The sequence below is a fragment of the Bradyrhizobium tropiciagri genome (assembly GCF_001189845.1).
GTDB classification, from domain to species: Bacteria; Pseudomonadota; Alphaproteobacteria; order Rhizobiales; family Xanthobacteraceae; genus Bradyrhizobium; species Bradyrhizobium tropiciagri.
On sequence record NZ_LFLZ01000104.1, the window covers coordinates 1 to 23189 of the forward strand.

Annotated in this window: 22 protein-coding genes; 15 read left to right on the forward strand and 7 right to left on the reverse strand. The window is 66.3% G+C overall.

Annotation, left to right across the window (positions count from 1 at the left end; all coding sequences use genetic code 11):
* The coding region (locus AKN84_RS41135) for a 16S rRNA (uracil(1498)-N(3))-methyltransferase (RefSeq protein ID WP_050426064.1) at positions 1-769 on the reverse strand (769 nt) is incomplete at its 3' end.
* 486 nt (positions 770-1255) lie between these two features.
* Here AKN84_RS41135 and AKN84_RS41140 point away from each other — a divergent pair.
* Together AKN84_RS41140 and ubiA are read left to right on the forward strand one after the other, a co-directional pair.
* A complete protein-coding gene (locus AKN84_RS41140; protein ID WP_050426065.1) occupies positions 1256-1987 on the forward strand; it encodes a hypothetical protein in 732 nt (243 codons plus the stop codon).
* Positions 1988-1997: 10 nt separating this feature from the next.
* On the forward strand, positions 1998-2930 hold the full coding sequence (ubiA, locus tag AKN84_RS41145; protein WP_050426066.1) for a 4-hydroxybenzoate octaprenyltransferase: 933 nt from the start codon (positions 1998-2000) through the stop codon (positions 2928-2930).
* Positions 2931-3311: 381 nt separating this feature from the next.
* On the opposite strand, the gene AKN84_RS41150 is transcribed toward ubiA, so the two are convergent.
* On the reverse strand, positions 3312-3836 hold the full coding sequence (locus AKN84_RS41150) for a DUF6101 family protein (RefSeq protein WP_050426067.1): 525 nt from the start codon (positions 3834-3836) through the stop codon (positions 3312-3314).
* Between the two features lie 277 nt (positions 3837-4113).
* Between AKN84_RS41150 and AKN84_RS41155 the strand changes: the two genes are divergently transcribed.
* The 6 genes from AKN84_RS41155 to lpxK all read left to right on the forward strand — a co-directional run bounded on the left by AKN84_RS41155 (position 4114) and on the right by lpxK (position 9699).
* The gene (locus AKN84_RS41155; protein WP_050426068.1) at positions 4114-5502 is read left to right on the forward strand and encodes a TldD/PmbA family protein; all 1389 of its coding nucleotides are present in this window, start codon (positions 4114-4116) and stop codon (positions 5500-5502) included.
* Complete coding sequence (locus AKN84_RS41160) at positions 5489-6298, forward strand: 3'(2'),5'-bisphosphate nucleotidase CysQ (protein WP_050426069.1); 810 nt, start codon at positions 5489-5491, stop codon at positions 6296-6298. The genes AKN84_RS41155 and AKN84_RS41160 overlap by 14 nt, the downstream gene beginning before the upstream one ends.
* Before the next feature lie 130 nt (positions 6299-6428).
* A complete protein-coding gene (locus AKN84_RS41165; RefSeq protein ID WP_050403683.1) occupies positions 6429-6677 on the forward strand; it encodes a DUF4170 domain-containing protein in 249 nt (82 codons plus the stop codon).
* Complete coding sequence (locus tag AKN84_RS41170) at positions 6674-7387, forward strand: lysophospholipid acyltransferase family protein (RefSeq protein ID WP_050426070.1); 714 nt, start codon at positions 6674-6676, stop codon at positions 7385-7387. Before AKN84_RS41165 ends, AKN84_RS41170 begins: the two co-directional genes overlap by 4 nt.
* On the forward strand, positions 7350-8684 hold the full coding sequence (locus tag AKN84_RS41175; RefSeq protein WP_050426071.1) for a 3-deoxy-D-manno-octulosonic acid transferase: 1335 nt from the start codon (positions 7350-7352) through the stop codon (positions 8682-8684). Before AKN84_RS41170 ends, AKN84_RS41175 begins: the two co-directional genes overlap by 38 nt.
* The gene (gene lpxK / locus AKN84_RS41180) at positions 8677-9699 is read left to right on the forward strand and encodes a tetraacyldisaccharide 4'-kinase (protein WP_050426072.1); all 1023 of its coding nucleotides are present in this window, start codon (positions 8677-8679) and stop codon (positions 9697-9699) included. Before AKN84_RS41175 ends, lpxK begins: the two co-directional genes overlap by 8 nt.
* A gap of 14 nt (positions 9700-9713) precedes the next feature.
* On the opposite strand, the gene AKN84_RS41185 is transcribed toward lpxK, so the two are convergent.
* On the reverse strand, positions 9714-9941 hold the full coding sequence (locus AKN84_RS41185) for a DUF2093 domain-containing protein (RefSeq protein WP_016848019.1): 228 nt from the start codon (positions 9939-9941) through the stop codon (positions 9714-9716).
* Between the two features lie 196 nt (positions 9942-10137).
* Here AKN84_RS41185 and AKN84_RS41190 point away from each other — a divergent pair, with 196 nt between their 5' ends.
* Complete coding sequence (locus AKN84_RS41190; RefSeq protein ID WP_050426073.1) at positions 10138-10968, forward strand: dienelactone hydrolase family protein; 831 nt, start codon at positions 10138-10140, stop codon at positions 10966-10968.
* A gap of 204 nt (positions 10969-11172) precedes the next feature.
* Here the strand turns inward: AKN84_RS41190 and xseA are convergent, their stop codons facing one another.
* Positions 11173-12792 carry an exodeoxyribonuclease VII large subunit gene (gene xseA, locus AKN84_RS41195; protein WP_050426074.1) on the reverse strand — a complete coding sequence of 540 codons (1620 nt, stop codon included), beginning with the start codon at positions 12790-12792 and terminating at the stop codon, positions 11173-11175.
* Positions 12793-12958: 166 nt separating this feature from the next.
* Between xseA and purD the strand changes: the two genes are divergently transcribed.
* Positions 12959-14236, forward strand: a complete 1278-nt coding sequence (gene purD, locus AKN84_RS41200; RefSeq protein WP_050426075.1) for a phosphoribosylamine--glycine ligase — start codon at positions 12959-12961, stop codon at positions 14234-14236.
* 92 nt (positions 14237-14328) lie between these two features.
* Here purD and AKN84_RS41205 read toward each other — a convergent pair whose 3' ends face one another.
* Positions 14329-15561, reverse strand: a complete 1233-nt coding sequence (locus AKN84_RS41205) for an acyl-CoA dehydrogenase family protein (protein ID WP_050426076.1) — start codon at positions 15559-15561, stop codon at positions 14329-14331.
* Positions 15562-15676: 115 nt separating this feature from the next.
* Here AKN84_RS41205 and AKN84_RS41210 point away from each other — a divergent pair, with 115 nt between their 5' ends.
* Complete coding sequence (locus AKN84_RS41210; protein ID WP_050426077.1) at positions 15677-16582, forward strand: alpha/beta fold hydrolase; 906 nt, start codon at positions 15677-15679, stop codon at positions 16580-16582.
* 136 nt (positions 16583-16718) lie between these two features.
* On the opposite strand, the gene AKN84_RS41215 is transcribed toward AKN84_RS41210, so the two are convergent.
* Complete coding sequence (locus AKN84_RS41215; RefSeq protein WP_244485761.1) at positions 16719-17165, reverse strand: nucleoside deaminase; 447 nt, start codon at positions 17163-17165, stop codon at positions 16719-16721.
* Positions 17166-17308: 143 nt separating this feature from the next.
* Here AKN84_RS41215 and AKN84_RS41220 point away from each other — a divergent pair, with 143 nt between their 5' ends.
* The 3 genes from AKN84_RS41220 (at position 17309) to AKN84_RS41230 (ending at position 20662) form a co-directional block, all read left to right on the forward strand.
* A complete protein-coding gene (locus AKN84_RS41220; RefSeq protein ID WP_050426079.1) occupies positions 17309-19366 on the forward strand; it encodes a pseudouridine synthase in 2058 nt (685 codons plus the stop codon).
* A 6-nt stretch (positions 19367-19372) separates the two neighbouring features.
* Positions 19373-19930 carry a 16S rRNA (guanine(966)-N(2))-methyltransferase RsmD gene (gene rsmD, locus AKN84_RS41225; protein WP_050426080.1) on the forward strand — a complete coding sequence of 186 codons (558 nt, stop codon included), beginning with the start codon at positions 19373-19375 and terminating at the stop codon, positions 19928-19930.
* A 117-nt stretch (positions 19931-20047) separates the two neighbouring features.
* Positions 20048-20662 (forward strand): hypothetical protein, encoded by a 615-nt coding sequence (locus AKN84_RS41230; RefSeq protein WP_050426081.1) that lies wholly within the window; start codon positions 20048-20050, stop codon positions 20660-20662.
* A gap of 80 nt (positions 20663-20742) precedes the next feature.
* On the opposite strand, the gene mutL is transcribed toward AKN84_RS41230, so the two are convergent.
* Complete coding sequence (mutL, locus tag AKN84_RS41235; RefSeq protein ID WP_050426082.1) at positions 20743-22569, reverse strand: DNA mismatch repair endonuclease MutL; 1827 nt, start codon at positions 22567-22569, stop codon at positions 20743-20745.
* Between the two features lie 232 nt (positions 22570-22801).
* Here mutL and AKN84_RS41240 point away from each other — a divergent pair, with 232 nt between their 5' ends.
* Positions 22802-23113 carry a ribbon-helix-helix domain-containing protein gene (locus AKN84_RS41240; protein ID WP_050426083.1) on the forward strand — a complete coding sequence of 104 codons (312 nt, stop codon included), beginning with the start codon at positions 22802-22804 and terminating at the stop codon, positions 23111-23113.
* Positions 23114-23189: the final 76 nt, after the last annotated feature.

A 23189-nucleotide genomic window follows, 5' to 3' on the forward strand; every position in this document is an offset into this window, starting at 1 on the left:
CCCTTCCGCTGGTGCGTCCATCACCACAACGCCAATCCCCCAGCGCGGCCTGCACCAGCGCCAGCGCGGCGACGGCGGCGGTGTCGGCGCGCAGGATGCGCGGGCCGAGGGCGAGGCGCAGGATCGAGGGCTGGCGCAGCAGCAGCGTGCGCTCCTCCTCGGCAAAGCCGCCCTCGGGGCCGATCAGGACGTCGATCCCGGCATTCGCGGCCTTCGCTGCCTGCAACGCCTGCACCGGGTTCGCGACATCGGCCGCCTCGTCGCAGAACACCAATAGCCGTGCCTGGTCGCGTCCGGCGAGGAAGCGCTCGAGCGGGAGCGGATCGGCGACCTCGGCCAGCGAGATGATGCCGCATTGCTCGGCGGCCTCGACCACATTGGCGCGCATCCGTTCGCCATTGACCCGCGACACCTGGGTGAAGCGGGTCAGCACCGGCACCAGCCGCGCGGCGCCCATCTCGACGGCCTTCTGCACCATGTAGTCGAGCCGCGCATGCTTCAGCGGCGCGAACACATAGGCGACGTCGGGCAGGCGATCCTGCGCGCGGGTCTGCGCCGTGATCGTCAGCGTGTCGGCGCGCTTACGGCCGGAAATCGCCGCGCGCCATTCGCCGTCACGGCCGTTGAACACCAGCACGGTGTCGCCGGCGCCAAGCCGCAGCACGTTGCCGAGATAATTGCTCTGATCGCGTTCGAGCAAAACGGTTGCGCCGGCACCGAGCGGCGCATCGACGAACAGACGGGGGCTGCGAAAATCGTGTTCGGGCATGTTCGGGGAGGATCTTCAAATTCCCTGACGGACATCGTTCACCAGCGCTGCGGCGGCTTCACTGCAGCCCGGCAAGTTTACCAAACTGAACGACACCGTAATCCCGCGGACTCGCCATGAACTCGCGGGCCGGGTAGAAAGAAAGCGTCGATACATTGCTTCTGTCACCAAGTCATTTTGAAGTCCGAGGGGTCGCTTGCACGCGGCCCCTTTTGTTGTTCGCTCGGTGCCGGCCGCAGATTCAAGACGACGGATGACCCGAAAATCCTGTTCAGGCAGATTTGAAGCCCGTTTTACCGCCGTTCGTAGCCTAAAGGCTTAGAATCCGGGAACAATTTAATGTGGCCGGTGTGGCCCTACGCCGCGCTGTCGCCCAAATCCACGGGTTGTTAAGGGCTCACAGGAATCGTAAAACGCCCCCAATTTCGTTGCTTCGTTTTCGTTGCGCTGGGGTTGCCTGGACCTTTTGCCGGAGAAACACCCTCGATGATCCGCCGACTGATCGTGCTGACCGTTGCCGCGACCGCCCTGTCCGTGGGGCAGGCCGCTGCGCAGAGCGCTTTTCCGGCTCCGTTGCCTGGACAGGCCGGCAGCGTCAACGACCCCGCGTTCCCGCCGGTGAACGGCGCGCGGCCGGCCAGGGCCGCGACCGCTCCCGATCCAGCGTTCCCGCCGGTCAATGGCGCGCCGGCGGCCAGGGTCGGCGCTACGCCCTCGGCATTTCCGTCCAATGGTGCGGCTCCGATCGCCGGTGGCGGTCTGTCATCCCCACCGCCTCCTCCGGGGGCCGGTGGTGGCGGGGGTCCTGGTGATGCCTGCATGAAGGATTTCGTGCCGCTGCGCGAGGAGACCGAGAAGCGCGGCAAGGCGATCAAGGCGGCCAGCGACCGGCACGCCAGCCCGCAAGAGGCCTGCAAGCTGATCGGCAATTACAGCCAGGCTGAAGTCAGGATGATCAAATACGTCGACACCAACGCGCAGAAGTGCGGGATCCCGCCGCAGGTCTCCAACCAGCTCAAGGACGGTCACAAGAATACCGAAGCGCTGCTGAAGAAGGTCTGCAACGTCGCGGAGCAGGCGGCGGCACAGCCGCGCGGGCCCGCGGGGCCGTCGCTCAGCGACGTGCTCGGCTCGTCCGCCTCGCTGCCGGAAGCGACCCCGACCAAGAAGGGCGGCAGCACTTTCGACACCCTGAACGGCAACGTTCTGACCCGATGATGGATCGCAGATGAGCGACGTATCCGCCCGCGTTGCCGACTCCACAGGCAACTGGGTGGATACCCATGCGCCGGTCTGGTCGCGGCCCTATCTGCGGCTTGCGCGCTACGACCGGCCGATCGGCTCCTGGCTGCTGTTGATGCCATGCTGGTGGTCGGCGGCGCTCGCCGCCGGCGTCGCGCATGATGTCCGCTCGCTCCCGCTCACAGTCCTGCTGCTCTTCATCGGCGCCTTCGTGATGCGCGGCGCGGGCTGCACCTGGAACGACATCACCGACCGCGATCTCGACGCCAAGGTCGAGCGCACGCGGTCGCGCCCGATCCCGGCCGGGCAGGTGACGGTGACGCAGGCCGTGATCTTCATGGTGCTGCAGGCGCTGATCGGGCTTCTCGTGCTGTTGCAGTTCAACCGCTTCGCGGTCATGACCGGCATCGCCTCGCTGGTGATCGTCGCGATCTACCCATTCATGAAGCGGATCACCTGGTGGCCGCAGGTCGTGCTCGGCCTCGCCTTCTCCTACGGCGCGCTGATGGGATTTGCGGTGACGCTCGAACGCATCGATCTGACCGCGATCGCGCTCTACGCCGGATCGATCGCCTGGGTGATCGCCTACGACACCATCTACGCCCATCAGGACGCCGAGGATGATGCGCTGATCGGCGTCAAGTCCACCGCGCGCCTGTTCGGCGCACGCACCCATCGGGCGCTGGTGATTTTCTATGGCCTGGCCGTGCTCTTGATCGGCGTGGCGTTCGCGCTGGCAGGCGCGCGCTGGCCGGCCTGGATCGGCCTTGCGGCGTTCGCGCTGCATCTTGGCTGGCAGGTCCGGCGGCTCGACGTCAGCGACCCCGCGCTCTGCCTGCGCATCTTCAAATCCAACCGCGACGCCGGCTTCATCCTGTTCGCGAGCCTGGTCGTCGATGCGGTGATGCGGGCGGGGTGATTTCCATCCCTCGTCATTCCCCGGTGCGCAATTGCGCATCGAGGAGTCGCGAGAAAACGAAGCTTGTCCTCACCCTCAACTGTCATCGCCCGGCTCGACCGGGCGATCCAGTACGCCGCGGCTTCTCGGCTCAATCACTGCTGTCTCTGGAATACTGTCATCACCCGCTTTCGCGGGTGATGACACCGCTGTTTGACGTCTTGATCGAGAACCATCCACCGCCGTCGTCCTGGCGAAAGCCAGGACCCATTACCCCAACTGCCCATTGTTACGCAGCGCCGGGGCCACGATCCCATTCACAATCAAACTCGGTGGTTATGGGTCCGGGCTTTCGCCAGGACGACACCGATGGTGAGGCAGATGGAGCGCGAGACGATGAAACTAATCCCGCGCGATGATCTCGCGCTCGTCGCGATGCACGCTGGCTTCGTTGAGACGGAATCCGGCGCGGCGTCGGACCAGGAATTTCGGGCGGCGCGCGCGGATCGCGTTGCGGCGGCGGCGGCGGGCCGAGGGTGTCCGCGGTGCCGGCTCGCTCAGTTGCGGCAAACGGAAGATGTCGCTCCACATCTGCCAGGCGGAGGTGATTTCATCGGCATCCGAACTGGTGCCGAGCGGAATGGAGAGCGCGGGATCGCGATGCACCAGCACCAGCATCTGCGCGTCGTCGATGCCGCGCACGGCAACGCCGAGGAAATCGCTGACGCGGACATTGACCGCCATCCGCATGCCGAGGACGGCGCGGCGCAGCACGACATGTTCGCGATGAAGCTCGACCTGCCGCGTGCCGCCGTCCGCGCGCGCATCCTGCGCGTGGAAGCTGAGCGGAAGGGAAAGAGGGTCGAGCCGCATTGCGCAGCTCGACCCGGCGGAATTGATTCCGCTTGTTGGTGTTTGACGCCTCAAAGCTCTAGTCTCCCCGCCGGGATTATGTTCCCGGTCGATGTGTGAGAGCCTAGCCGACCGATTGCCGTTTCAGCTTAAAAAGCCTGGTTAATCGCTCCTCACCTGGCGCCATGATTGACAAGAGGTTGGCCCGCATGATTGACGAAGCCTTGCACCGATCACTCAAATCTTTGTTGCCCGCCGGCGCAAAGTGCTTGAAATCCCTGTGAATCCGGCACATCTGGTTAGGTCTGTCGACTTCGTTCCGGGCCCCCCCTCAATCCGCAGGAATTCGTTCGTGAACTCTTCACCATCTGCATCGCGACACGGTGATACCTCCGATCTGTTCGACCAATCCGCGCTCAGCGACCTCGCGCAGCGCCTGGTCGATGCCGCCAAGCGCGCGGGCGCCGATGCCGCTGATGCCATCGCGGTGCGCGGCGTCTCGCAAGGCGTCGAAGTGCGCGATGGCCGGGTCGAGGAAACCGAGCGCTCCGAGGGCGACGACGTGGGCCTCCGGGTGTTCGTCGGCCAGCGCCAGGCGGTGGTGTCGACCAATGACGTCACCGGCGACGGGATCGCAAAGCTCGCCGAACGCGCGGTCGCGATGGCGCGCGTGGCGCCGGACGACAAATATGTCGGCCTGGCCGATCCGGCGCTCCATGCACATGATTTCCCTGACCTCGATCTGCTCGACCGCAACGTCCCGACCACGGCCGAGCTCGAGCAGCGCGCCATCGCGGCGGAGGCTGCGGCGCTCGCGGTCAAGGGCGTCACCAAGTCCGGCGGTGCGTCGGCCTCGACCGGGATCGGCGGCATGGTGCTGGTGACGTCGACCGGTTTCCACGGCTCCTATCTTCGTTCCAGCCACGGCATCTCGACGACCGCGATCTCCGGCGAGGGCACCGGCATGGAACGCGACTACGACTTCACCAGCGCGCCGCATGCCTCCGATCTCGATTCACCCACGACCGTTGGCCGCAAGGCCGGCGAACGCGCGGTGGCGCGGTCGAACCCGCGCAAGGTCGAGACCTGCAAGGTGCCGGTCGTGTTCGATCCGCGGGTTGCCGGCTCGATCGTCGGCCATCTGGTCGGCGCCATCAACGGCGCCTCAATCGCGCGCAAGACCAGCTTCCTGAAGGACAAGCTCGGCGAGCAGCTGTTCTCCAGGGACATCCGCATCATCGACGATCCCCTGCGCGTGCGCGGCCTGCGCTCGCAGACCTTCGATGCCGAGGGCGTCAAGGTGAAGAAAACAGCGCTGATCGACGAAGGCGTGCTGACCACCTGGGTGCTCGACTCCGCGACCGCGCGCGAGCTTGGCCTGGTCACGACAGGGCATGCGCATCGCGGCGTGTCGTCGTCGCCGTCGCCCGGAACCTATAATCTGCATCTCGAGCCCGGTGCGGTGACGCCGAAGGAGCTGATCTCCGACATCAAGCAGGGCTTCTATGTGACCGACCTGATCGGCTCCGGCGTCAACGGCGTGACCGGCGATTACAGCCGCGGCGCCTCCGGCTTCTGGATCGAGAACGGTGAGATCACCTATCCGGTCAGCGAAGTGACCATCGCCGGGCATCTGCTGCCGATGTTCAAGTCGCTGGTCGCCGCCAACGATCTGGAGTTCCGCTACGGCGTCAATTCGCCGACGCTGCGCATCGAGGGTCTGACGCTTGGCGGACGCTGATACGGACGACTGGACCAAGGCGCGCGATGCCGCCTTGCTGACCAGATCGGTGCAGGAAGCTGGCCGGCTCGCATTGTCGCTGTTCCGCACCGAATTGAAGAACTGGATCAAGGGCGCGTCCTCGCCGGTCTCCGAGGCCGACATCGCGGTCAACGATCTCCTGGAGCAGCAGCTGCGTTCGGCGACGCCGGCCTATGGCTGGCTGTCGGAGGAGAGCGCCGATGATGAGAGCAGGCTCGGCAGGCGCTTCACCTGGATCGTCGATCCGATCGACGGCACCCGCGCCTATCTCGCCGGGCGCGAGGATTGGTGCGTCAGTGTGGCGCTGGTTGAAAATGCGTCTCCTGTGCTCGCGGCGGTGTATGCGCCGGTGAGCGAGGAATTCTTCTTCGCCGCCCGCGGGCAGGGCGCGACCCTGAACGACGCCGCCGTGCACGCGACCACAGGCACCGATTTCAATTTTCCCCGCATGGCGGGGCCGAAACCGCTGGTGCAACGGCTCAGCCCGACGCCGGACGAGATCACGCTGTTTCCGCGGATCGGATCGCTGGCACTCAGACTGTGCCGCGTAGCACAAGGTCGACTTGACGCGGCCTTTGCGGGCGGGCAAAGCCGCGACTGGGATCTTGCCGCCGCGAATTTGATCGTGCAGGAAGCGGGTGGTAAGATGACCGCGCTCTCGGGGGAAGCGATTGAGTACAATCGCCGGGAGGTGACGCATGGGGTGCTGGTGGCAGCAGGACGCGAACGTCATGCACGCATTGTCGAGCATTTTCGCAGCCGTCCATTGCCGTGAGGCCTCGCCGATCCGCTCCGCGCTTCCGATTGTGACAACCAGACTTGTTACGACAGACCTGTGACGACACGACCTGTGACGACCACGACTTCAGTTCTTTGCCGGGCATCTCGTTAGGAAAACCACCATCATGTCAGACAATGCCCAGCCGCAGCTGCTTCACCTCGTTATCGGTGGCGAGTTGACCGATCTCGAGCACAACACCTTCAAGAATCTAGACGAAGTCGAGATCGTCGGCGTCTACCCGAACTACGCGACCGCCTATGCGGCCTGGAAGGCGAAGGCGCAGGCGACCGTGGACAACGCCCAGATGCGCTATTTCGTCGTTCACCTCCACCGGTTGCTCGATCCTGAGCAGGACGCAAAGCATTCCCATTGAAACGACTTCTTCGCGATCTGCTGCGCAGCGGCTTCGTGCAGCGCGCGCTGGGTGTGCTTGCGGCCGAATATCTGCGGCTGGTCTGGTACACCAACCGCTTCATCTATCAGCCGTCTGACGTCTACGCGATCGTCGAGCCCCTGATGCCGGCGATCTTCGTGTTCTGGCACGGCCAGCACTTCATGACGCCGTTCATCAAGACCAAGGCGAGCTATCGCGCCAAGGTTCTGATCTCCCGCCACCGCGACGGCGAGTTCAACGCCCTCGCGGTGGAACGGCTCGGCATCGGCACCATCAGGGGTTCCGGCGACCATTCCGGCGCGTTCCATCGCAAGGGCGGCGTCGGGGCCTTCCTCGAGATGGTGCGGACGCTGGAAGACGGCTGCAACATGGCCACCACGGCCGACGTGCCGAAGCGGGCGCGGGTGGCCGGTCTCGGGGCCATCATGCTGGCGCGGGAAACCGGCCGGCCGATCGTCCCCTTTGCGATGGTCACCAGCCGATTCATCCGGTTGAAAAACTGGGATTCGACCACCATCAATTTGCCATTCGGGCGCGGCGCAGTGGTAGGTATTGAGCCGGTCTATGTGCCGCCTGATGCCGACGCCGCGACCATGGAAAAGCTTCGGCAGCACGTGGAGAATTTGCTCAACGAAGCGACCCGGCGCGCCTATGCAGCCGTCGGGCGGCCGGAGGCAACGCTTGGCTAGCTCGCTACCGATGACGTTGCGTGTTTACCGCAAGCTGTCGTCCGCGATGGTGCCGCTCGCGCCTGCCCTGATCAAGCGGCGGCTCAAGCTCGGCAAGGAAGATCCCGAACGCGTCGGCGAGCGGCGTGGCGTCAGCGCCGACACCAGGCCGCAGGGCCCGCTGGTGTGGATCCACGGCGCCAGCGTCGGCGAGGTGCTGGCGGCGGTGGGGCTGATCGAACGGCTGCGCGCGCTCAATCTGCGCATCCTGCTCACCTCGGGGACGGTGACCTCGGCCGCGATCGTCGCCAAGCGTTTTCCGCCCGACGTGATCCATCAATACGTGCCCTATGACTCGCCGCGCTATGTCGCGCGCTTCCTCGATCACTGGCGTCCGTCGCTGGCGCTGTTCATCGAGTCCGATCTGTGGCCGAACCTGATCCTGTCGAGCGCCGCGCGGCGGCTGCCGATGGTCTTGATCAACGGACGGATGTCGCAGCGCTCGTTCCCGCGCTGGCGCCGGGTCTCCAACACCATCGGGGCGCTGCTCGGTCGGTTCGACATCTGCCTCGCGCAGTCGAAGACCGACGCCGAACGCTTTGCCGCGCTCGGCAGCCCCAACGTCGTCGTCACCGGCAATCTCAAGCTCGACGTCGCGGCGCCGCCGGCCGATCCGGCCAAGCTGGAGCGGCTGATGTCGGTGACGCGCGGCCGCGCGATCGTGGTCGCCGCATCCACTCATCCCGGCGAGGAAGAGATCCTGATCGAGGCGCACAAGTCGCTCGCCAAATTCTTCCCCGGGCTGCTCACGGTGATCGTGCCGCGGCATGCCCATCGCGGCGAGGCAGTCGCGCAACTCGTGACGGATGCCGGGCTGCGTCCCGGCCTGCGCTCGCACGAGGACCTGCCGGTCGCGACAACCGATATCTACGTTGCCGATACGATGGGCGAGCTCGGCCTGTTCTACCGCCTCGCGCCGATCGTGTTCATGGGCGGCTCGCTGGTCCCGCATGGCGGCCAGAATCCGATCGAGGCGATCAAGCTTGGCGCTGCCATCGTGCACGGCCCGCACGTGTTCAATTTCACCGACGTCTATGAGGCGCTCGATCGTAGCGGCGGCGCGCGGCGCGCCGATGACCGCGACGCGCTGGTCAAGCAGCTTGGCCAGTTCCTTGACGATCCCGCGGCGCGCGATGCGTCGCTCGCCGCCTCCGAGCGCGTCGTCGAGCAGCTCGGTGGTGCGCTGGAGCGCACGGTGACCGCTCTCGAGCCCTATCTGTTGCAGTTGCGGCTCGAGATGGGAGCCGCCAATGCGTGAGCCGGCCTTCTGGCTCCGGCCGTCGTCTTGGATCGCATCTCTGTTGAGCCCTCTAGCCGCCCTGTACGGCGCGGTCGCCGCGCGGCGGATGCGGCAATCCGGTGCCGATGCCGGCATTCCCGTGATTTGCGTCGGCAACTATCATGTCGGCGGCGCCGGCAAGACGCCGACGGTGCTGGCGCTGGCAAAACTGCTGCGCGAGCTCGACGAACGCCCTGTGGTGCTCAGCCGCGGCTATGGCGGCAGGCTTGCCGGACCGGTCAAGGTCGATCGCGACAGCCACACCGCGGCCGATGTCGGCGATGAGCCGCTGATGATGGCGGCGACCTTGCCGGTCGTGGTGTCGCGTGACCGCGCTGCGGGCCTCGCGCTGGCGCGCGCGCAGGATGCCAGCGTGATCCTGATGGATGACGGCTTCCAGAATCCATCCGTGCTCAAGGACACCTGCCTGATCGTGATCGACGGCACGCGCGGCGTCGGCAATGGCCGTGTGATTCCGGCAGGCCCGTTGCGTGCACCGCTGTCGCCGCAGCTCGCGCGAACCGACGCGCTGATCGTGGTCGGCGAGGGCAACGCGGCAGCAAAGATCGCAGCCGATCTCGCGTCCCGTGGCAAGCCGGTCTTGTCAGCACATCTGAAACCGGATCAGGCTTCGCTGGCGGCGCTGCGCGGTACGCGTACGCTTGCCTTTGCCGGCATCGGCGATCCCGCGCGCTTCTTCAACACGCTGCGTTCGAGCGGCGTCAACGTCGTGCGCAGCCGGGCGTTCGGCGATCACCACGCCTTCACGGCGGACGAGATCGCACAGCTCACGGCCGACGCGAAAGCTGACGCCCTGACGCTGGTGACGACGGAAAAGGATCTGGCGCGGCTGCGCGATCCGCAGGGGATTTCGTCCTCGGCACAGGCGATCGTGCCGTTCGCGGTGACGATGCAATTCGACGATGCCGCCGCGCTGCGGCGCTTGGTGACCGATCAGCTGTTCAAGGCGCGGGACAGGAGGCTGCGGAGATGAATCCAGCCCTGAGCTCAGGCCTGCGGCTTGAGCACACCGGGATGGTGGCGCTGCAGCACGGCGGTCGGCGTGGCGTAGGCCTCCTGCAGGTCGACGCTCCAGTACTTCAGCTCGTCGAGCGGAATCCGGACGTCGGTGATGGCACAACGCACAAAGGTGCCGGGCGAGATCACGCGGAAATCGCCGTCGAGATATTGCACCTGCGCTTCGCCATGGCCCGAGGGACCGAACTTGTTCAGCACGTTTGAGCTCTCCGCCTTGCCTCTGATGAGGCAGCCTTAAATGTTCGCAATGTTCATGAAACCGTCTATCACAGATAGGGTGGCATGTCCGCCCGTTAAACCACCGACTTGTGATGATTTGGCGGCGAAAGCGCATGGTAGCGTTGCGGATGTGGTCCGCTTTGTTTGCAGCGCCATGACGAGCCGGCCGGATCGGATGCGCCTCAAGTCAGTTTTTGTCTGCCTCGCGATGCTTGCCGTGCCGGCCGCGGCCGCGGCGCCGCTGCCGGCTCCGCGTCAGGTCGAGATTGCTGAAGGCAATGTCACGCTGCACGCGCAGCTCTACCGGCCCGACGGCGACGGCCCGTTCCCGACGGTGATCGCGCTGCATGGCTGCGGCGGTCTCGCCGGCCGTTCCGAGGCCGTGCTGCCGCGCTATCGCGATTGGGCCGAGCAGCTGCTCACGTCAGGCCATGCGGTGCTGCTGCCGGACAGCTACGGCTCGCGCGAGCTGGGTCCGCAGTGCCGCATCAGGCAGCATCAGGTCCAGACCCGCCGTGCCCGGGTTGCGGACATCAATGCCGCGCGGCAGTGGCTGGTGCAGCAGAAATGGGTGGCGAAGAGCCGCATCAGCCTGATCGGCTGGGGCAATGGCGCGGCCGCCTTGCTGTGGGCGGTGCGGCCGCAGATGTGGTCGCGCAACGGCGAGCCGGACTTCCGCTCGGCGGTCGCGTTCTATCCGGATTGCCGCACCTCGTTCGGTCTCGGCTGGAGCGCGCGGGTGCCGACGCTGGTCCTGATCGGCGCGCGCGACGACGTGACGTCGTCATCGGCCTGCCACCAGATGGTCGACGGCGCGCACGGCCGCAGCGCGCTTGCAAAGATCGTGGTCTATCCCGAGGCCTATCACGATTTCGACCGTGCTAACCTGCCGCTGCATGCGGTCGCGGCCTCCGACGCCGATGTCGCCGAACGCGGCCATATCGGCACCGATGCGGATGCGCGCAAGGACGCGCAGAAGCAGGTCGCGGAGTGGCTGTCGCGCTAGCGCGTGATGAGATTAGGTTGCGCTGGAACGGCGTCGAAAGCTCACCTCTCCCTTGGGAGAGGTCGATTTGCGTAGCAAATCGGGTTACGGTCTATCGAGGGGGCAAGAGCCCTCACCCGGATTGCTTCGCAATCCGACCTCTCCCCGGCGGGGAGAGGTGAACCGAGACCGCGCCAAGCTGATTCAATCAAGACTCATCCCGCTTCAGAACAAGCTGCCCTGATCGACCGGCTTGGTGACGCGCTTCGGCGCCGCCGGTTTTGCTTCGCGCTGAGGCTTGGGCTGGCTCTCGTGCGTCGCCGTCGCCGCCGGCTGATCGGCATTCGTGGTGGCGGCGACGCGGCCATCGGCGAACTCGATCGACACGTCGGCGTTGGGACCGACTGCCGCGGCGGAATGAATCGCGTGTCCCCGTGCGTCGCGCACCAGCGCGAAGCCGCGCGCCAGCACGCCGCGATAGGACAGCGCCGATAGCAACTGGCTGCGATGGGCGACCCGCGCTTCCAGCCGCTGCATCGTCGTCAGCAGCGCGCGGCGGGCGCGCTCGGCGAGCCGGTGGGTGCGCTCGAGATCGCGGGCGATCGCGTTGCGCTGGGCCTTGGCATTGGCGAGCTTCGAGGCCTTGAGCCGGATCTCGAGCCCGCTGAAGCGCTCGCGCCTGCGATGCAGCAGCGCGCGCGCCGACAGCGTGATGCGCTCGCCGGATGCGGTGAGCCGCTGCCTTGCATGCGCGACCTGGCCGCGCAGCACGCCGATGGTGAGCCGCGAACTGCTGGCGGCAAAGCGGCGGAAATGCGCGTGCGTGTTGGCCTTGAGCCCGCGCGGCAGCCCGGCTGCGAGGTGATCGAGCCGCTGTCGCGGGATCGCCAGCAACTCGTTCGCCGCAGGCAGCGCCCGCGCTGCGGCACGCAGCTCGGTGCGGCGGGCCTCCTGGGCGCGCTGCCAGCACACCATGGTGCGGCGGGCGAGGGCTGTGACCTCGACGAACAACTCGCTGCGCACCGGCACCGCCATTTCGGCGGCCGCGGTCGGCGTCGGCGCGCGCTTGTCGGCGACGAAGTCGATCAGCGTGATGTCGGTCTCGTGGCCCACCGCCGAGATCAGCGGGATATGGCTCTCGGCCGCGGCGCGGACCACGATCTCCTCGTTGAACGACCACAGGTCTTCCAGCGAGCCGCCGCCGCGCGCGACGATCAACAGATCGGGCCGCGGGATCCGGCCGCCCTCCGGCAGCGCATTGAAGCCGCGGATCGCGGCCGCGACCTGCTCGGCCGAGCCGTCGCCCTGCACCTTGACCGGCCAGACCAGCACCCGGCGGGGAAAGCGGTCCTCAAGGCGATGCAGGATGTCGCGGATGACAGCGCCGGTCGGCGAGGTGACGACGCCGATCACCTCGGGCAGCCAGGGCAACAGCTGCTTGCGCGCCTCGTCGAACAGGCCCTCGGCCGCGAGCTTCTTCTTGCGCTCCTCCATCAGCGCCATCAGCGCGCCGACGCCGGCCGGCTCCAGCGAATCGATGACGATCTGGTACTTCGAGGAATTCGGATAGGTGGTCAGCTTGCCGGTGGCGATGACCTCGAGCCCTTCCTGCGGCTTGAAGCGCATCCTTGCGTGGGCGAACTTCCAGATCACGGCCTCGATCTTGGCACTCTCGTCCTTCAGCGCGAAATAGCAGTGGCCGGAGGAGTGCGGGCCGCGAAAGCCCGAGATTTCGCCGCGGACGCGGACATGGCCGAACCGGTCCTCCACCGTCCGCTTCAGGGCGGAGGAGAGTTCCGAGACGGTGAATTCGGGCGCGTTGACGAGATTCGGAGCAGCGGTCATCTGATCTATAGAATCGGGGTTTTCGCCCCCGTGTGCAAGGTCCGGACGGCTCGTTTCAAGCGCCGAATCACATATCCACATCTGATCGAACCGCGTGTTGCCGCGGTCGGCGAGCGTGCTAAACCGGACCAAACGGCGTTACAACCCCTCTGATCGGCGACACCTGATGAACATCCTCCTGCTTGGTTCCGGCGGCCGCGAACATGCGCTGGCGTGGAAGATCGCTGCATCCCCGCTGGTCGAAAAACTCTGGTGCGCGCCGGGCAATGCCGGGATCGCGCGCGAGGCCGAATGCGTTGCGCTCGACGTCGCCGACCATGCCGCTGTGATCGAATTCTGCCGGCGCAATGCGGTCGATCTGGTGGTGGTCGGTCCGGAGACGCCGCTGGCTGCCGGGATCGTCGACGATCTCGCTGATGTCGGCATCAAGGCGTTCGGGCCGAGCAAGCAGGCCGCGCAGCTCGAAGGCTCCAAGGGCTTCACCAAGGACCTGTGCAGCGAGTTCAGCATTCCGACCGGCGCCTATCGCCGCTTCGACAATGCCAGGGATGCGGTGGCCTATGTCCGCGCCCAGGGTGCGCCGATCGTGGTCAAGGCCGACGGGCTCGCCGCCGGCAAGGGCGTCGTGGTGGCGCAGACGCTGTCTGAGGCGGAAGCCGCCATTGCGATGATGTTCGAGGGCGCGTTCGGATCGGCCGGCGCCGAGGTCGTGATCGAGGAATTCCTTTCGGGCCGCGAGATCAGCTTCTTCGCGCTGTGCGACGGCGAGACCGCGATTCCGCTCGCGACCGCGCAGGACCACAAGCGGGTGTTCGATCACGACAAGGGACCGAACACCGGCGGCATGGGCGCCTATTCGCCGACGCCGTTCGTGACCCCGGAGGTGCATGACCAGATCATGATGCGGATCATCCTGCCGACGGTGGCCGGGATGAAGAGCCGCGGCATCCCGTTCAAGGGCGTGCTCTATGCGGGCGTGATGCTGACGGCGCAGGGCCCAAAGCTGTTCGAATACAATGTCCGGTTCGGCGATCCGGAGTGCCAGGTGCTGATGCTGCGGATGATGTCGGACATCGTGCCGGCGCTGCTCGCCTCGATCGACGGGCAATTGAAGAACTTCGATCTGCGCTGGTACCCGGACCCGGCGCTGACCGTGGTGATGGCGGCCAAGGGCTATCCCGGCGACTACATCAAGGGCACGCAGATCGACGGGCTCGACGATGCCGCCAAGGTCGAGGGCGTCGAGATCTTCCACGCCGGCACCGTGGCGAAGGACGGCGCAATTCTCGCCAATGGCGGCCGCGTGCTGAATGTCTGCGCGATGGGCAAGACCGTCACCGCCGCGCGCGATCGCGCCTATCAGGCCGTCGATCGGATCAAATGGCCGGAGGGTTTCTGCCGCCGCGACATCGCCTGGCAGGCAGTGGAGACGGAGCAGGGCTAGCTCACCGCGTCATTGCGAGGAGCGAAGCGACGAAGCAATCCATCTATCCCTGTGTGGAGAAGTGGATTGCTTCGCTTCGCTCGCAATGACGCTTACAACAGATCCCCGCCCGCGGCGCTTGCCGTGGTGCCGTGCTCGCGGAACGCCTTGATGACGTTCTTGCCGATCTTCCACTTGTGCACCTCGTCGGGACCATCGACCAGCCGCTGCGAGCGCACCTGGGTGTACCATTTCGCCAGCGGCGTATCCTGGCTGAAGCCGAGCGCGCCGTGCAGCTGGATCGCGGTGTCGATCACCTTGTGCACCATGTGGGCGTGGAAGATCTTGGCGATCGAGTTCTCCTGGCGGATATCGAGGCCCTTCTCGGCCTTGTAGGCGATGTGCAGCAGCATCAGCCGGCCGATATAGAGTTCGCTCGCGCAGTCGGCGAGCATGAACTGCACCGCCTGGCGATCGGCCAGCAACTGGCCGAAGGTCGAGCGCTTGGTGACGTGCGCGGCCGCCATGTCGAGCGCGCGCTGCGCCTTGGCGACGTTGTGCATGCCGTGGCGCAGCCGGCCGTAGGCGAGCCGATGCTGGCCCATGTTGAAGCCATTGCCCTCGCCGCCGAGCAGGTTGTCGGCCGGCACCTTCAGATCCTTGATCTCGATCTCGGAGTGGCCGCCATGGATCACGTCGTCATGCGGGCCCTCGATCGCCATGTTGGCGACGTTGCGCTTGATCTTGTAGCCGGGGTTGGGCAGCTCGACGATGAAGGTCGAATATTGCTTGTGGCGCGGTGCATTCGGATCGGTCTTCGCCATGACCAGCGCGAGATCGGCGACGCTCGCCGAGGAGGAGAACCATTTCTCGCCGTTGAGGATGTAGTTCTCGTTGCCGTCCTTCACTGCCGTGGTCTGCATGCCGGTGGCATCGGCGCCGGCGGCCTTTTCCGTCATCGAGAAGCAGATCCGCTTCTCACCGTTCAACAGGGGCTTGAGGAATTTCTCCTTCTGGTACTCGGTGCCGTGCGCCAGGATCGTCATCATCGAGGCGTCGTCCGGCCCCTGCGTGTTCATCGAGAGCGCGCCAAGCATGCTCTCGCCGAGCTCCATCTGCACCAGCGCGTTCGCCAGCGGGCCGAGGCCCATGCCGCCATACTCCTTCGGCACGAAGGGGCACCACAGGCCCTGCGCGCGGGCCTTCTTGCGCAGCGGTCCCAGCACCTCGGCAAGCGGCTTGGTGTCGAGTTCCTTTTCCGCCGGAATGCACTCGTCGTGCACGAATTTGCGAACCTTCTCGCGGATCGCCTTGGCCTCGGCGGGAATCTCGAAATCGATCGACATGGCACTTCCTCGTTTCATGTTGTTGTTGGCAGGACCTCAGGATGGCATAAATCAGGCCAGCGGCAACGCCGAACAAAGTTTGAAGCACGGCGCACGCGACCGGGAGGAGCTACCGATGCCTGATCTCGCTGATCTTTTTCCCGGCTATGAGTCGAAATGGATCAACACCTCGCAGGGCCGCATCTTCGCCCGCGTCGGCGGCAAGGGCCCGCCCTTGCTGCTGCTGCACGGCTTCTCCTCGACCCATGTCATGTGGCACACCGTCGCGCCGAAACTTGACGACAGATTCACGCTGATCATCGCCGACCTGCCGGGCTACGGCTGGTCCGACATGCCCGACAGCGACAAGGACCATACGCCCTACACCAAGCGGGCCTGGGCAAAGACCATGGTCGAGGTGATGGAGCAGCTCGGCCATGTGCATTTCGCGCTCGCCGGTCACGACCGCGGCGGCCGAGTGTCGTATCGGTTGGCACTCGATCATCCCGGCCGGCTGTCGAAGCTCGCGGTGCTCGATATCGCGCCGACCTATGATTACTGGCAGAAGCTCAATCGGCTGTCGGCGCTGAAGATCTACCATTGGGCATTCCTGGCGCAGCCCTATCCGCTGCCGGAGACGCTGATCTCCAACAACGGCGAATTCTTCCTCAAGGAGAAGATGGCGAGCCAGACCAGGACCAAGACGCTGGAGGCGATCGATCCGCGCGCGCTCGAACATTACCTGGCGCCATTCCGCGATCCCGCCCGGATCCACGCGATGTGCGAGGACTATCGCGCCGGCGCCTATGCCGATTATGAAATCGACAAGGCCGATGTCGACGCCGGCAGGAAGATCACGATCCCGATGCTGGCGCTGTGGGGCGATGCCGGCGTTGCCAGCGCGGCCACGACACCGCTCGACACCTGGAAGAACTGGGCCACCAATGTCAGCGGCGCACCGGTGGCGTCAGGGCATTTCCTGCCCGAGGAAGCTCCGGACGCGACCGCGAAGCTGCTGCGGGAGTTTTTCCTGGCGGGGTGACTCCGCTCTTTCACCGTCATCCTGAGGAGCGCGCAGCGCGTCTCGAAGGATGAACGGCCCGGCTGGCGGCGGTCGACCCTTCGAGGCTCGCAAGTGCTCGCACCTCAGGGTGACGGGTCTGCATTCCACTATGCCCCTACCGCCGCTCCCTGAAGAACTCGCGCAGCAGCGTCGCCGCCTCGGTCTCGCCGACCGCGCCGTAGACCTCCGGCACATGGTGGCAGGTCGGCTGCGCGAAGAACCGGACGCCGGACTCGACCGCGCCGCCCTTGGGATCGGCGGCGCCGTAATACAGCCGGCGGATGCGGGCAAAGGAGATCGCGCCGGCGCACATCGTGCAGGGCTCCAGCGTGACGTAGAGGTCGCAATCGACCAGCCGTTCGCTGCCGATGGCCTCTGCCGCCTGCCGGATCGCAAGGATTTCGGCATGAGCGGTGGGATCGCGGTCGGTCAATGTCCGGTTGCCGGCGGTGGCGATCACCTCATAGCCCCGCACAATGACGCATCCGATCGGAACTTCGCCCGATTTTCCGGCATTTTCGGCCGTTTTCAGCGCCAAATCCATGAAAGAAGGGGTCGACATGCCTCGTATCATCCGAAGAAACCTGCTAGTAGCTTCGCCTTCAGCAAAAGTGGATGCCGGTTTTGCGTCAAGCGCGCTGCCAACGGGGCGCGCACGACCGGTTGGCCCTTGCACCCCAATTGAACGCCCAGGCGAGAACATTCATGCCCCGCGATAGCGACAAACACAACGATTCCCGCGGCCGGCGTGATCGGCCCGGCGGCGGCCAGGGCCGCGCCGGCGGCGGCAAAGGCCGCTCCGGAGCCGCGCGTGGGCCGGACAAGAAATTCGCCAAGCGCGGCTTTGCCGGCAAGGACTTCGCCGGCAAGGGCGATGGCGAGAAGCGGCCCTATCGCGGCGATCGCGAAGACCGTCCGCCGCGCCGCGATTTCGGCGACAAGCCCAGATTCAGCCGTGACGATCGTCCCCGTGGCGACCGCCCGTTCCGCGATCGGCCGGCGCGCGATGGCGAGGGCGGCAAGCGTCCGTTCAAGCCGCGCGGCGAGCGCCGCGATTTCGATGCAGGCGATCGTCCGCGGCCGGAGGGCCGGTCGTCCGATCGCAAGTTCGGTGAAAAGCGGTCCTATGGCGATCGCGAGAAGCGTCCCTATACGCCGCGCGGCGAGCGCGATGGCGAGAAGCGTTCCTATGCGCCGCGCGGTGAGCGCGCCGAGCGCAAGTTCGACGACCGGAAGTTTTCGCGCGGCGATCGCGACAAGGGCTCGTTCCGCGACAAGGGCGAGGGCCGTCCGTTCCGCCGCCGCGAGGATGGCGATGCACCGCGCCGCGATTTCGGCGATCGGCCGCGCTTCAAGCGCGACCGCGACTTCGAGGGCCGCGACCGCAGTGACGAGAAGCCCTGGCAGAAGCGCGACCGCAAACCGCGCGACGACCGCGGCGGTGACGAGCGTCCGCGCTTTTCGCGATCGCGCGACGATCGCGGTGGCGGTGAGCGTCCGCGGTTCTCGAGGTCCCGCGACGATCGCGAGCAAGGCGACCGGCCGAAGTTCAGCCGGCCGCGCTGGAGCCGCGATGACGAGGATGGCGGCCGCGACAATCGCCGGCGCGAACGCCCCGAAGGCCGCACCGACTGGCAGGAGCACCCCCGCAGCGAGGGCCGCTTCGCCGATCGTCCGCGCCGCGACAATGAGGATGACAGCAAGGTCTTCGCGAAGCGTCGGGCTTTCGGCGGCCGCGGCGCCTATCGCGAGCGCCCCTCAGACGACCGCCGCGAGCGTCCCGAGCCGAAGCCGAAGAAGTCAGGCGAGCGCATTGCCAAGGTGCTGGCCCGCGCCGGCCTCGCCTCGCGCCGCGATGCCGAGGAGATCGTCACCCAGGGCCGCGTCACGGTCAACGGACGCGTGATCAACTCGCCGGCGCTCGATATCACCGATAACGATGTCGTGGCGGTCGACGGCAAGCCGTTGCCGCCGCGCGAGCGGACGCGGCTGTTCATGTATCACAAGCCGCGCGGACTGATGACGACGCATGCCGACCCCGAGGGACGGCCGACCGTGTTCGACAATCTGCCCGAGGGCCTGCCGCGCCTGATCTCGATCGGCCGGCTCGATTTCAACACCGAGGGCCTGCTGCTGCTGACCAATGACGGCGGGCTGGCGCGGACGCTGGAGCATCCTGACACCGGATGGCTGCGCCGCTACCGCGTGCGCGCGCATGGCGAGGTGACGCAGGCGCAGCTCGACCAGCTCAAGGACGGCGTCGAGGTCGACGGCGTCAAATACGGGCCGATCGATGCGACGCTGGAGCGCGACCAGAGCTCCAACGTCTGGGTGGTGTTCGCGATCCGCGAGGGCAAGAACCGCGAGGTGCGCAACGTGATGGCGCATCTCGGTCTCGAGGTGAACCGGCTGATCCGGATCTCCTACGGCCCGTTCCAACTCGCCGAGCTCGAGGAAGGCAAGGTCGAGGAGGTCAAGACGCGGGTGCTGCGCGAGCAGCTCGGCGAGAAGATCGCCAAGATCGCCGGTGCCGACTTCACGCGGCCGGAGCAGCGTGACGCCGGCGACGATGCGCCCGCGAAGAAGCCGAAAGCCAAGCGCGAAACCATCAATGACCGCAAGGGCCGCCGCGTGCTGGTGCAGCGCACCGGCAGTGAGGAGGCCCGCACGCGCAACGAGGACGAGGCCAACGGCTACGGCCCGCCGCGCCGTCCCAAGCGCGGCTATCACGGCAAGCGCGATCTCAAGCCGCAGGACGAGTAACGATCAATGCGCGTCGTCGGGGGCAGGCTGAAAGGCCGCAATCTCGCTTCGCCCTCGGGGCGGGAGATCCGTCCGACCGCGGACCGGTTGCGCGAGTCCGTGTTCAATATCCTGGTCCACGCCTACGACAACCCGATCGAGGACGCGCGCGTGCTCGATCTGTTTGCCGGCACCGGCGCACTCGGCATCGAGGCGGCCTCCCGCGGCGCCAGGTTCACGCTGTTCGTCGACAATGGCGCCGAGGCGCGGGCGCTGCTGCGCAACAATGTCGAGTCGCTCGGCCTCGGCGGGACCACCAAGGTCTATCGCCGCGATGCCACCGACCTCGGGCCGGCGCATCCGGTCGAGCCGTTCTCGCTGGTGTTTCTCGACCCGCCCTATGGCAAGGGCCTCGCCGACAAGGCGCTGGCCTCATTGCGTGACGGCGGCTGGTTGACGCCGGGCGCGCTGCTCGTGGTGGAGGAGGCCAAGGCCGCGGCGTTCGCAGTGCCCGAGGGTTTCGAGGAGCTCGAGCGGCGGGCGTATGACGACACGGAATTCGTCTTCCTTCGCGAAAAAGTGTAGGGCGTAGCAGCCTCCGTCGACCTTATGCTGCGCCACGGTGGAGCCTGTCATCGGGCGGTGACCCGTTGGGCTATTCCACCATACGACGGACCAATCGTCGCTTTCGGAGCGTGAACCATGGCCGATACTCTCGCCGGGCTCGCAGGTCAGCTGGAGACGCGCGTCAAGGCGTTGCGCGGCGCGGGCGATGACACCGCGCTGCTTGCGGCGGCGCGTGACGCCGCCGACCAGGTCGGGCGCCGTCGCGGCGCGCTCAATACTGACGCGCACGAAGCGCTCAGGATGATTCAACGGATGACGTTCAACGCCGCGGCCGATTGCTGGCCGGGCTGGGGCGTTTCGGACAAGCCGATCGACCAAGCTCATCTGCTGGCGGCGCGCGACCTTGCGGAGCACTCGCTGGATCTTGTGCAGGAGCTCGAGCTTGGACCGGCGCGGCTCGGAACGGGCGCCTGGCTGGTAGGGGCCTTCGATCTGGCGCTGGGCCGCTATGACGAGGCGATCGATATCTTTCGCGGTGCGCGTCAGAACTATGTCGCCGCGAGCGCACCCGGTCTGGTGCTGCTGACGGACGGCTATGTCGCGATCGCGCGACAATTGGCCGGAGACCAAACGTCATCCCGCGACGAAGGTCTCGATCAGGTTTGCGAGCGGATCGCGGCAGGCGGGTTCGAGCATGGCGACGAATGGATCGCGCAGTTGCGCACCGCACTGGAGGTGTTCACGCGGTGAGAACTTGTAGGATGGGTGGAGCGAAGCGATACCCATCATGGTGCCGCGAGAGTGATGGGTATCGCTGCGCTCCACCCATCCTACGGATCTTCATCGCGCCCGAACAGCTTCTCGATATCGCTCAGCTTCAGTTCGACATAGGTCGGCCGGCCGTGGTTGCACTGGCCGGAGTTCGGCGTGTCTTCCATCTCGCGCAGCAGCGCGTTCATCTCTTCCGGCTTGAGGCGTCTGCCGGCGCGGACCGAGCCGTGGCAGGCCATGGTGGCGGCGACATGCATCAGCCGTCGCTCCAGCGGCAGCGCCTCGTCCCACTCGGCCATGTGTTCGGCAAGGTCGCGCAACAGGCCGGCCGCATTGGCCTTGCCGAGCAGCGATGGTGTCTCGCGCACGGCAACCGCGCCGGGGCCGAAGGATTCGATCGCGAGCCCGAACGAGCACAGCTCTTCGGCGCGATCGAGCAGCTTCTCGACGGTCGCCTCATCGAGCTCGACGATCTCGGGGATCAGCAGGAGCTGGCGCTGCACGCCGTTCTTCGCCAGCGAGGCTTTCAGTCTCTCATAGACGATGCGTTCATGCGCGGCGTGCTGATCCACCACGATGAGGCCGTCGCGGGTCTGTGAGACGATGTAGGTCTCGTGGATCTGGGTGCGCGCGGCGCCGAGCGGACGGTCCAGCAGGTCGGGCGCGGGCGCGGCCTCGAAGCGCACATCGGCGGTCGGCGTGCCGACATCGAAGGCGGCCTGTCCGGGCTCGGCAAAGGCCGTCGCCGCAGCGCTTTCGAATCCGCGCATCGGACCAGTTGGATAGGACGGCGAGTTGCGCCAATCCCAATTGCCCGGACGCGGTGGCGTGAAGGCCGGGCGGAACGCCTGCAATGTCGCGCCGTCGGCGGTGTTGGCCGCGGTGCGTCGGCCTTCACGCGCGAGACCGTCCTTGAGCGCGTGCACGATCAGCGCGCGCACCAGGCCGGCATTGCGGAAGCGCACTTCGGTCTTGGCCGGATGCACATTGGCGTCGACCTCTTGCGGGTCGCAGTTCACGAACAGCGCCACCACGGGATGGCGGTCACGCGGCAGATAGTCGGAATAGGCCGCGCGCACCGCGCCGAGGATCAGCTTGTCGCGCACCGGGCGGCCGTTGACGAACAGATATTGCCCGAGCGCGTTGCCGCGGGTCAGCGACGGCGCGGCGGCAAAGCCCTCGACCACGACGCCCTCGCGCTCGGCGCGCACCTCGATTGCACTGGCGCGGAAGTCCGCCCCGAGGATATCGCCGAGCCGGGTCAGCCGGCCGGCCGCGCCGGGCAGCGCTGCGGCCCAGGTGACCGGCGCGCGCTCCTCGCCGGCCAGCGTGAAGGCGATGTCGGGGCGCGCCATGCCGAGCCGCCGCACCACCTCGCGGATCGCCTCCGCCTCGGTGCGGTCGGTCTTGAGGAATTTGAGCCGCGCCGGAGTCGCATAGAACAGTTCATTGACCTCGACGCGGGTGCCCTGGCCGAGCGCGGCCGGCATGATCTCCGACTTTTCGCCGCCTTCGACCGCCAGCGACCAGGCATGCGGCTCGCTGGCATGGCGCGTGGTGATGCCGAGCTTTGCGACCGCGCCGATCGACGGCAGCGCCTCGCCGCGGAACCCGAGTGTGCGGATGCGCAACAGGTCCTCGTCGTCGAGCTTGGAGGTGGCGTGGCGGTCGACGGCGAGCGCAAGGTCTGACCGCGTCATGCCGCCGCCATCGTCGGTGATGCCGATCCGGCGCCGGCCGCCGCCATCGGTGAACACGTCGATCCGGCTCGCACCGGCGTCGATCGCGTTCTCGACCAGCTCCTTGACCACGCTCGCAGGGCGTTCGACCACCTCGCCGGCGGCGATGCGGTTGACGAGCTGTTCGGGAAGCTGGCGGACGGGCATGGATTGCGCGATCGGACACGGGTTCGAGGTTGGGCGGCATTCTAGTCGGCTCGCCGGCCAAATGCATGGGCCGGTCCGCGAATGGCTGCCTTTAGCTGGGGATGGAGCCGGCCTATCGCCTTGAAGACACTCACCTTCGCGTGTGCGCCGGCTACGTCCTACGTGGCGATTGTGGGGCTCTACGGGCGGGTATATCGTTTAGAAAAATTATAATCCGATCGGGAGGATAGCCATGTGCCATTTGTTCTCGCACCAGCCGCAGCGCAATTATGAATCGCAGACCCGGTCGCTGCGGATCGGCGGTCACTGCACCTCGATCCGGTTGGAGATGTCGTTCTGGGACACGCTGGAGGAGATTGCGGCCAAGGAGGGGATGAGCGTCGCCAAGTTCGTCACCACGCTGTATGGCGAAGTCCTCAACCACCATGGCGAGGTCAATAATTTCGCATCGCTGTTGCGGTGCTGCTGTTTGATCTATCGCTCGCAGAGCGCAGCGGCAGTCCCCGAATTCCAGGGCCAGCCAATCCTCGACGCCGCGGAATAGTCGGTCGGATTCATCGCGCAGAAAAAAGCGGCCTTGTCCCGACGGACAAGGCCGCTTCAGTTTGAGGGACCTAAGG